The following is a 7,495-nucleotide window of genomic DNA, read 5'->3' on the forward strand; positions in this document are numbered from 1 at the left end:
GCAGGCTTTTTTTATTACTTCACAAATGGTGGTTTTGTTACTTTTGCTTTTATTTTTTGATTGCGGATCAGAATAAAGATCTCGGTGCCGTCTTTTGAAAAAGCTGTATCCACATAACCCAAACCGATTGATTTTTTCAATGTTGGTGATTGCGTTCCCGAAGTAACACGTCCAATTACATTTCCATCAGCATCAACGATTTCGTAATCATGACGAGGAATGCCTCTGTCAATCATTTCGAAACCAACAAGCTTTTTCTTTAGACCAGCTTCTTTTTCCGCTTTAAGCGCCGCAGAATTCACAAAGTCTTTTGTAAACTTCGTTACCCAGCCCAAACCGCCTTCTAAAGGGGATGTATTATCGTCGATATCATTTCCGTACAGGCAGAAACCCATTTCTAGACGTAAAGTATCACGGGCACCTAAACCAATTGGTTTGATTCCATAAGCTTTACCTGCTTCAAAAATAGCATCCCATACTTTTTGGGCATCTTCATTGGCTACATATATTTCAAAACCTCCAGCGCCAGTATATCCTGTTGCAGAAACCAACACATTTTCTACACCCGCAAATGTACCTTTTGCAAAGGTATAGTATTCCATTGGAGCTAATTCGATATCTGTAAGCGATTGAAGTGCATCAGCAGCCTTAGGACCCTGTACCGCAAATAAAGAGGTTTGATCAGAGATATTCTTCATCTCGACACCATCTGTATTGTACTTGGAGATCCAGTTCCAGTCTTTCTCAATATTTGACGCATTCACAACCAAAAAATATGTCTTATCGTCTATACGGTATGTTAGGAAGTCATCAACTACACCGCCAGTTTCATTGGGGATATAAGCATATTGAACTTTGCCATCGTATAATTTTGACACATCATTGGAAGATATTTTTTGAAGTAGATCCAAGGCTTTTTCACCTTTTAGGATGAATTCACCCATGTGGCTTACATCAAAAACTCCTACACCTGTGCGAACTGTTTCGTGCTCATCATTGATGCCTGTGTATTGTACGGGCATGTTGAAGCCTGCAAAGGGAACCATTTTTGCTCCTAAAGCAATGTGCGTCTCCGAAAGGGCAGTATTTTTTAACATAAAAATTAAGTTTTAATCAGCTACAAATTTAATAAAATATACGTGATTCCTCACTGTGAATCCATTTTAGAACAATCGATTTAATTGCTTACCTGGAGCGAATAGATGGTCATATGATCATCTTCGCTATCGGTATCCTCACACAGCAGGAAAACAAGGCCTTGGGCTGTCTTCTCTTTTAACGTGATTCCTTCAAATTTATGCTTTTCAGGAATTTCGAATGTCTCGGGTTTGCCAGAAAGATCTGACGGTATTTTTCCAAGAAGGGAGCCTCCGATTTCTCCATCCAGATAGGTCGATTTTGCGTCTTCCGCGGTAGCGATAAAATAGATTTCATTTCCAACCAGGGTCGCATCTGAGAAGCCTGTCGAGATGCCATTTAGCTTGGGTAGTTCAATCGGGATAAATCGGGACAGGCCGGGAGAAAGCGGGTGATACTCTAAAATGGCATTTGTGCCTTTAGGACCATTTCCCCGGTTAAAAAATAAGATCTTATCTTTTAAATGAACAACGCCTTCAATATTGAAGTCTTCTTTGGAAATACTGAATTTTTCCATTAAGGAAGAATAGATTTTACTGTAGTCTTCCTGAAGGACTGTTTTGCCGTCCCAAATAAAACGATTGTTTCTGTTTGGGGTAGAACCAGAGCCGTAAAGGTAATAGTGGCTTCCATCGAAAGTAATCGATTCCAAATCCATTTTAGCTGCTTTAGCCATGTTTTCCATCGGATCAGAGCGCAGTAGTACGGTTTTAGACAACTTTTGGTCTGCGATATGATAGCTGTAGATGTAATTGCTATTGTCAGAAACCATATGGATCTGACTATCCTGATAGACAATACCAGAAGCTGCGGTGATACCGGATATGCTTATGAAAGCTTCGAGAATCAATTTTAACATACTTCATTGAGGTTTAATATTTCCAATACCCTGATGAAATCGGGTTGTAGGAGCGCTTTGATATGAACGTCTTCGCCCGATAAAGGATGTTTAAAGGTCAGCTCCGAGGCATGCAATAGCATGGTATCCATTTGGTACGTTTCTTTCCAGAACTTGTTTTGTTTGTTGCATCCGTGCGGGCGATCGCCGATAATTGGATGGAAGATATGAGCGAAATGGCGGCGTAACTGATGCATACGACCTGTAATTGGATTGGCTTCGACGAGACTGTATCGTGACGTCGGAAATTTCCCGAAGGTAACGGCCAGCTCGCTTTGAGCAAGTAAACGAAAAGATGTTTGCGCTTCCTGAACCGTACCATCGTCCCTTTTTAAAGGATAATCAATCAGACCTTCTGCTGGCGCGAAACCTCTGAGGACGGCGAGGTATTTTTTGTCGACCTTACGCTCCTGAAAACTTTTTTGTAAATATTGGTCGGTCTCCTTATTTAATGAAAATAGCAGTATGCCTCCGGTCTTCCGGTCTAAACGATGTGCAGGATAAACTGTTTTTCCTAGTTGGTCCCGAAGGAGCTGTAGCGCAAACTCTGAAGCATCGCGTGCGATAGAAGATCGGTGTACCAATAGTCCATGCGGTTTATTGATTGCAACGATAGATTCGTCTTCGTAAAGTATTTCTAAAGGCATGTTAGATCTTTTTCAATGCAGCAATAATTTCGTCTGCTTTTTCATCAATTTTTGGGCTCAGCCAGATGTGTTTAAAAGCTCCTCCGCCTATGATCTGTTCGGTGCCCTGCCATTTTATTTTTGTCAAGGAAAACAAATAGTAGTTGTCTACCACAACGGAACTTTGGATAAATTTATCGACAATGTCATTTCCGAAGAGCTGCATTCCCAAGCCAAAAAACTCTTTATCTTTGGCATGAAGCTGATTTTTTAATAATTGTTCGGCTTTCGCACGGACAATTTTTTCATGTTCCTCTTTGCTGGGGTTAGTCAAAATTGCAGCCAGCATGACGACGATCAAAATCAGTGCAAATATTCTTTTTTTACTCATTTTAAATTCGAGATTAAGTTTTGAATGTCATAACGGGATGACTATCGACATCAAAATTATTAAATAGATATTAGATATAGGTCATTGTTTTCCCAGAAATACCAAGGATTCCATTTTAGCGAGAGAATGACAGGAATTGTTGGTTTTAGATACCATTCAGCAGCGAAAAAGCCCAGGAGAATAATGTCCAGATAAGATACAATGTAACAGCGATGAGGAGGAAAAAGACAATCAGGATACTGATGACGATGCCGATACCTGAACCCGTATGTTTTCCTTCATAATAATGTTGTCTCAGTAATTTGATATTCTTTTCGTTGGCTTTGCTAAAAAAATCGAGCAGGTTTCCGAGGAAAGGAATGCTCCCAAGAATTGCATCCAGGGAAATATTGAGGAGCATGCGTATGACGAGCTTGGGGCTGGCGCCATTACGCCACATGGCTATGACTAAGACTAGTGATGTTCCAAAACCCGCTATTGCTCCTCCTAGGGGAATAAGGTTTAACAGCGGATCTAACCCAAACCGAAATCCTCCGATTTTAAACTGATTATCCATTAACCAAGATATTCGGTCGATCCAACCGAAATCTTGGTCAATTTGTTTTAATTTATCTGCTGGAGTTTTTTCTCTATGCATGATTACAATAACTCGAACGAAGCGCTGATCTCACTCGTTACTTTCATCGGTCTGATATTTAAATCAAGCCCATTGCCAGCAGCACTATCTGCAGCTTCGGCCATGGCGCCTTTATACATGGCGTTACGCATCATCGGTTGAACGCCAAATATAATTTGTTGCGGTGTTTCAGATAATACGATAGCTTTGCCAATTTTTTGACCTGCTGCTTCTGCTAGAATCTGTGCATTAGCTTTGGCATCCAATACAGCTTTGGTTTTTAAACTTTTTTCCAGTTCTTTTTTCTTCGAATAGTCATATTCACTGATATAAGTGCTTTGGATACCAGCTTTGTCGACTCCATCTAGTAATTGATCCAGATTATTTAAGTTGGTTACCTTGATACGGTACTGTCTCGAAAGTAGAATATCGGTATCTTTTTTCTTTTTGTCCGGGACGTTATAACTCCAGATATTTTGGATGGTAAAATCCTCTTTTTTAACACCAGCTTTTGTTGCCGAATCAAACAGATCCTTTTCTAATTTGTCTATTGCAGCTTTTTTCTTGGTGTTACCATTCTCATAAAACTCTTTCAGTGTCACATCGATGTAGATGATATCGGGAGTTACTTCCTCTTCGGCACGGCCTACCGTGGATACAAATTCTTTATTAACCATTTGTTGAGCGTTTAATTGAGTCATCAAACCTAAAAATGCAAGTCCTAAAAGTATTTTTTTCATGTTTTTTGTCTTAAAGTTTTTATAATAATACGATTGCTATTATCGCTTTGCTACAAGATTGGAGCCAAAGTTGATGAAAAAGTTTAACGGATAAAAAAAATAAAAAGGTTAAGATTTTTGATTTTATTTCTATACCTTTAGGGAAATTAATAATATAGTGCCATGCAAGAAGGTAAAGTAAAATTCTTTAATGAGACCAAAGGTTTCGGTTTCATCATCCCTAACTCAGGCGAGAGCGAAATTTTTGTTCACGTTTCGGGATTAGTAGACAAAGTTCGTGAGAATGACAATGTATCTTACGAAGTTGAACAAGGCCGTAAAGGTCTTAATGCGGTAAATGTAAGAGTTATCTAATTAGATTGAAGATATATTTATTGTGAAAAGGCCTATGCGAACAGCATGGGCTTTTTTATGCAGTTGTATTTCATGAGTCAGGATTGATATTATCCTTTAGCATTGGAAATTCCAAAGAGTAGGTGCGGGGGCGGTCGTTATGGTCGGTTAAACATTTTGGACTGATAATTGTAATGAAGTGTTTAAAATATGGAGATTAAGATGAAACGCACTTTATTATTGGTTCTTTCTGTCGTAATAGCGGTTTCCATGTCGGCATGTTATTCCACTCATCATGGCCACAGCCATGGCCGAGGTCCGAAAAAAATGCCGCCAGGTCAGGCTAAAAAATACTACGGAGAGCAGTCTGCTCGTGATTTTGCTCCCGGGCAACAAAAGAAAAAGAATAGATATTAGTTCTAGTTAGACTTTAAAGGGTCACGCCGCTATCAATTCTTGGGGCGGTGAATTTTCGTTAGTTGATCGGGAAAGATCAAAAATAGAATTTAAACAAAAAGCCCTTCCACAAGATTGTGAAAGGGCTTTTTATATGGGTTAGCCTTAAGCAAAGGGATCTTTATCGGGTGCAGGTGGCGCAGGATTCGAGGGTTGCGAACTTCCGAATGGGTCCTGTGGACGAGAAGAACCAAAAGGATCTTGGCTTTGATTAAAGGGATGATTTGAACCGTTTTCAATAGCCTTGGGGTCTGGACCATATTGATTTGAAGCCTTGTCACCTTCCAATACCAATAAGTAAAGCAGATAGATCCAACCAATAAATGGAATCAAGGCGACTAATATAAACCAGCCTGATTTATTGGTGTCATGTAATCTTCGGACCGTAACGGCTATCCCTGGAATTAGTAAAGCTAAACTTACTAAGCCTGAGACATACGTAAATAAGCTTGCAATTTGTCCCAGTATTCCAAATACTGCGCTAATGATAAGATTTGCAAGGAAAAACATCCAATATTCCTTTCGGCGGGCTCTTCCTTCAAAGTTGGCATAGTTGTCTCGAACAACCTTTAAAAAGTTTTCTTTAAGTTCCATATCTTTAATACTTTTTTAGGTGAAAATGATGTTAGTAAACCAAATGTTATTTCAATTTTGTTACAATAAATGTACCAAGAATTTATCTGAGAGAACAATTATTAGAGACAATTAGATGGTTACCAAGTAGCTAATTGCTGGTTATTTTGTTTAGGCTGGTTGAGCATTTCAGAAGGGATATTTATTTCCTGTTATCCAAAGAGCGCCTGTTGGATCTTTTGAATAGGAAACTTGGGCTTAATTATCTAAAAATTTCTTCGAGTATATAGAGCGATTTTATTTCTTTAAAATTTGTGCGGTGCAGACGATAGAAGTCGAGCACTTTTTCCAATAGGAATTGTCGATCAGAACTGCTCATTTTGATGCGGTCGCAATTCGAATATTCGGATTCGATTAAATTTCTGAAAATAGACGTATGTGGTTCCTGTAATACAAGCGGATGTTCAGGAAGGCTATTTGAGAAGGTCGCTTCATGAAGATTAAAATAAGGGTGGGCCTGCTTAGATTCAGCCGGATAAAATCCGAGAAAACGGGTTAGCTTGATTAAAAAAACAAGATGAAAATTGGCCAGATTTAAATGCGTTTCATCCAGCCAACGGATAGATTGGTGGATGAATTCAAAAAGATAATGGTCGTTTTCCTGTTCTTTCAGAATTTTATAGAGTATTTCATTCAGAAAAAGAGCGAGCGAGCTTTTGACAATATCATAAGGAATTTCTTGCAGAACAGGGACTTGACGAGCTTCGGCAATCCGCTGTAATGAACCATTATCTTTATGTGTAGCGACAATTTCCAGTAAATGTAAGGGTTGCAGGATATTGGCCTTGATTTTTGCTTTCGGCTTCCTTGCGCCAGTAATGAGATAGGATTGCATGCCAAACTGTTCGGTGTAGAGCTGCGCCACAAGGCTACTTTCCGAATAGTTGGTTGTTTTTAAGACTATACCCCTAGTTTTGTTCAGCATCTCCTTCTTTATCTTTTTTATGCGATTCTTCACGCATCTCAATAATGGCATTTCGGTCTACCTTACGAATCATGCGATAGATTAAAGTCAGGACACCGATACTAAATGCAATAACTCCGACAAGCATAGCGAGTTTATACCAGTTGGAGCGCTGTTCCATCAGATAATATCCTAAGATTACAAGCACGACACCAATGATTATTTCCCTTATGCCCTTGCGAAGATATTTGTTCATAAATGTGAATTGTTGAAAACTATTTTTCTTTACAGAGCAAATATAATACAATAAAATCCTTTATTTTTGCCCTTACCATTCCTGTGTAGAACTATTTTTAAAAATAATTCCAATTATCTTGTTGCTTATCCCAAAAAAAATATAGATATTTGCAAACTCTTTGCAGAGAGTGCAAAGGATTAACATATTGTAATAAAGACAACAAAAAAATAATATCATGTCAAGAATTTGTGATTTAACAGGCAAAGCGGCGTTAACAGGAAATAACGTTTCTCACTCAAACGTTAAAACTAAACGTAAATTCTATCCAAATTTACAAACGAAACGTTTTTACATTCCAGAAGAAGATCGTTGGATTACGTTAAAAGTATCTACTTCTGCTATCAAGACTATCAACAAGAACGGGATTACAGCAGCGATCAATAAATTTATCGTTAAAGGGTCAATCTAATTGATTGTCGCGCCTGTTACATTAAGATTATTCATGAATTTCAATCCTATAATA

The 7,495-nt window shown here is 38.6% G+C and carries 12 protein-coding genes; 3 read left to right on the plus strand and 9 right to left on the minus strand.

The genetic code is table 11. The features are described 5' to 3' along the window. Window positions 1–14: 14 nt before the first annotated feature. The 6 genes from gcvT to B2X72_RS06790 form a co-directional block, all read right to left on the minus strand. Window positions 15–1,097 (minus strand): glycine cleavage system aminomethyltransferase GcvT, encoded by a 1,083-nt coding sequence (gene gcvT / locus B2X72_RS06765; RefSeq protein ID WP_075990455.1) that lies wholly within the window; start codon window positions 1,095–1,097, stop codon window positions 15–17. 80 nt (window positions 1,098–1,177) lie between these two features. Next, a complete protein-coding gene (locus B2X72_RS06770) occupies window positions 1,178–1,996 on the minus strand; it encodes a DUF6929 family protein (RefSeq protein ID WP_286848745.1) in 819 nt (272 codons plus the stop codon). Further along, a complete protein-coding gene (locus B2X72_RS06775; protein ID WP_088159765.1) occupies window positions 1,990–2,682 on the minus strand; it encodes a pseudouridine synthase in 693 nt (230 codons plus the stop codon). The genes B2X72_RS06770 and B2X72_RS06775 overlap by 7 nt, the downstream gene beginning before the upstream one ends. Window position 2,683: 1 nt before the next feature. Continuing rightward, window positions 2,684–3,052, minus strand: coding sequence for a DUF4359 domain-containing protein (locus B2X72_RS06780; protein ID WP_088159766.1), 369 nt, complete (start codon window positions 3,050–3,052; stop codon window positions 2,684–2,686). A gap of 145 nt (window positions 3,053–3,197) precedes the next feature. Next, window positions 3,198–3,689: a DUF4112 domain-containing protein gene (locus B2X72_RS06785; RefSeq protein ID WP_075990459.1), complete on the minus strand. Its 492-nt coding sequence runs from the start codon at window positions 3,687–3,689 to the stop codon at window positions 3,198–3,200. 2 nt (window positions 3,690–3,691) lie between these two features. Then, on the minus strand, window positions 3,692–4,408 hold the full coding sequence (locus tag B2X72_RS06790; RefSeq protein ID WP_075990460.1) for an SIMPL domain-containing protein: 717 nt from the start codon (window positions 4,406–4,408) through the stop codon (window positions 3,692–3,694). 162 nt (window positions 4,409–4,570) lie between these two features. Between B2X72_RS06790 and B2X72_RS06795 the strand changes: the two genes are divergently transcribed. Further along, on the plus strand, window positions 4,571–4,762 hold the full coding sequence (locus B2X72_RS06795; RefSeq protein WP_046672593.1) for a cold-shock protein: 192 nt from the start codon (window positions 4,571–4,573) through the stop codon (window positions 4,760–4,762). 201 nt (window positions 4,763–4,963) lie between these two features. Further along, entirely contained in the window at window positions 4,964–5,158 is a 195-nt protein-coding gene (locus B2X72_RS06800; protein WP_088163406.1) for a quinol oxidase subunit 4, read from the plus strand. 144 nt (window positions 5,159–5,302) lie between these two features. On the opposite strand, the gene B2X72_RS06805 is transcribed toward B2X72_RS06800, so the two are convergent. The 3 genes from B2X72_RS06805 to B2X72_RS06815 all read right to left on the minus strand — a co-directional run bounded on the left by B2X72_RS06805 (window position 5,303) and on the right by B2X72_RS06815 (window position 6,990). After that, window positions 5,303–5,791, minus strand: coding sequence for a DUF805 domain-containing protein (locus B2X72_RS06805; RefSeq protein WP_088159767.1), 489 nt, complete (start codon window positions 5,789–5,791; stop codon window positions 5,303–5,305). 241 nt (window positions 5,792–6,032) lie between these two features. Further along, window positions 6,033–6,755, minus strand: a complete 723-nt coding sequence (gene recO / locus B2X72_RS06810) for a DNA repair protein RecO (protein WP_286848750.1) — start codon at window positions 6,753–6,755, stop codon at window positions 6,033–6,035. Then, window positions 6,739–6,990: a signal peptidase gene (locus tag B2X72_RS06815; RefSeq protein ID WP_145328238.1), complete on the minus strand. Its 252-nt coding sequence runs from the start codon at window positions 6,988–6,990 to the stop codon at window positions 6,739–6,741. Before B2X72_RS06815 ends, recO begins: the two co-directional genes overlap by 17 nt. A 217-nt stretch (window positions 6,991–7,207) precedes the next feature. On the opposite strand from B2X72_RS06815, the gene rpmB reads away from it, so the two are divergent. After that, a complete protein-coding gene (rpmB, locus tag B2X72_RS06820) occupies window positions 7,208–7,441 on the plus strand; it encodes a 50S ribosomal protein L28 (protein ID WP_046672597.1) in 234 nt (77 codons plus the stop codon). The last annotated feature ends 54 nt before the right edge of the window (window positions 7,442–7,495 follow it).

Source organism: Sphingobacterium sp. UBA7253 (assembly GCF_002472745.1).
Classification (GTDB): Bacteria; Bacteroidota; Bacteroidia; order Sphingobacteriales; family Sphingobacteriaceae; genus Sphingobacterium; species Sphingobacterium siyangense.

What these genes read in the sequence shown, in the direction of transcription:
- gcvT (WP_075990455.1), bottom strand. Translation starts at nt 1,097, where the DNA reads ATGTTAAAAAATACTGCCCTTTCGGAGACGCACATTGCTTTAGGAGCA.
- B2X72_RS06770 (WP_286848745.1), bottom strand. Translation starts at nt 1,996, where the DNA reads ATGTTAAAATTGATTCTCGAAGCTTTCATAAGCATATCCGGTATCACC.
- B2X72_RS06775 (WP_088159765.1), bottom strand. Translation starts at nt 2,682, where the DNA reads ATGCCTTTAGAAATACTTTACGAAGACGAATCTATCGTTGCAATCAAT.
- B2X72_RS06780 (WP_088159766.1), bottom strand. Translation starts at nt 3,052, where the DNA reads ATGAGTAAAAAAAGAATATTTGCACTGATTTTGATCGTCGTCATGCTG.
- B2X72_RS06785 (WP_075990459.1), bottom strand. Translation starts at nt 3,689, where the DNA reads ATGCATAGAGAAAAAACTCCAGCAGATAAATTAAAACAAATTGACCAA.
- B2X72_RS06790 (WP_075990460.1), bottom strand. Translation starts at nt 4,408, where the DNA reads ATGAAAAAAATACTTTTAGGACTTGCATTTTTAGGTTTGATGACTCAA.
- B2X72_RS06795 (WP_046672593.1), top strand. Translation starts at nt 4,571, where the DNA reads ATGCAAGAAGGTAAAGTAAAATTCTTTAATGAGACCAAAGGTTTCGGT.
- B2X72_RS06800 (WP_088163406.1), top strand. Translation starts at nt 4,964, where the DNA reads ATGAAACGCACTTTATTATTGGTTCTTTCTGTCGTAATAGCGGTTTCC.
- B2X72_RS06805 (WP_088159767.1), bottom strand. Translation starts at nt 5,791, where the DNA reads ATGGAACTTAAAGAAAACTTTTTAAAGGTTGTTCGAGACAACTATGCC.
- recO (WP_286848750.1), bottom strand. Translation starts at nt 6,755, where the DNA reads ATGCTGAACAAAACTAGGGGTATAGTCTTAAAAACAACCAACTATTCG.
- B2X72_RS06815 (WP_145328238.1), bottom strand. Translation starts at nt 6,990, where the DNA reads ATGAACAAATATCTTCGCAAGGGCATAAGGGAAATAATCATTGGTGTC.
- rpmB (WP_046672597.1), top strand. Translation starts at nt 7,208, where the DNA reads ATGTCAAGAATTTGTGATTTAACAGGCAAAGCGGCGTTAACAGGAAAT.